Genomic DNA, 1,032 nt, shown 5'->3' with positions numbered 1-1,032 from the left:
CCAATCAATACGGCAAAAACAAACCCTAAGATGGAATGGGTTTGAAAACAAAAATCCGCTATGTGCCGGTTTGGAGAGATTAAATTGGGCAAGTCAAATAAGCCAACAAAGCTAATGGCTCGTCCAGCAGCTGTAGACATTAAATAACCCAATATAGGTAGGGCTAATAGTAAAATAAGTAATGAGTAATGAACTATCTTTGCCAGGATGTGTTTCCCATAAGGCTGAGATGGGGTAGACGGCCGAATCGTTACCATTCGCCAAAGAATAAATAATAGGGCGAGAACCAAAATGGCTACCCCAAATGATTTATGTAATAGCACGTATTGAGTTTTTATTGCATCACTTATTGAAATAAAATCAGGAGACCAAACCCAATAAAACTGAGCACAAACTAATAAAGCAATAACCCAGTGGAAGAACTTAGACACACTTCCAAATGCATTTAGCGTATTTTTTAGCATAACAATTTCCCTAAACTAAATTCGTATTTATACGTCTATGTATAAAAAATACCTTTTCTTAAGTTTAACAAAAAAAACGGGGCTTGCTAAGCATGCGTTTGCTTCTATTGATTCACTTATCACAAATATAAATAAGGGACTTAAAATAAAAGCACCATTATTGCGAACCGCGCGAAGCAACTTAGGGTTCTGTGCCGCGTATTCCTAAGTTACTTCGTCACTAGGTTGTTCTTCTCATTTGACTGGATCTAAATTAATATGGTGGCTCGAAATCTAAATAATTAAAACTTTAGTTCCAGGATTAGATTTTACCCATTTGGCTACATACTCAATGTAGTTATTCTTGCCAACAGCAATACAACCACGCGTTGAGCCAGGTAAGTTGCTTAACCAGCCTAACACATTAGCTGACTGAGTTGGTCCATGGATTCCTACATCTCTACCTGTATATCCAGCAGCTACTTGTTTGGAAGTTGGATACATAATTGGAATAAATACTTTAAATTGCTTGGATTTTCTTGGGTAAGCTAAGCCATATAAACCAATTGGTGTTTTATTATCACCGGCT

General features: G+C 36.9%; 2 protein-coding genes. Both read right to left on the bottom strand.

What is annotated here, in order from left to right:
- Positions 1–464 (bottom strand): cytochrome b (locus ACQY7T_RS13625; RefSeq protein ID WP_428414071.1); only part of this gene is annotated, 464 nt, incomplete at its 3' end.
- 273 nt (positions 465–737) lie between these two features.
- Positions 738–1,032 (bottom strand): L,D-transpeptidase family protein (locus tag ACQY7T_RS13620; RefSeq protein WP_428414070.1); only part of this gene is annotated, 295 nt, incomplete at its 5' end.

This window comes from Legionella sp. (assembly GCF_965140895.1).
Lineage (GTDB): Bacteria > Pseudomonadota > Gammaproteobacteria > Legionellales > Legionellaceae > Legionella.
Note: the sequence above shows the minus strand (reverse complement) of the source record. Positions and strands in the feature narration are given on the sequence as shown.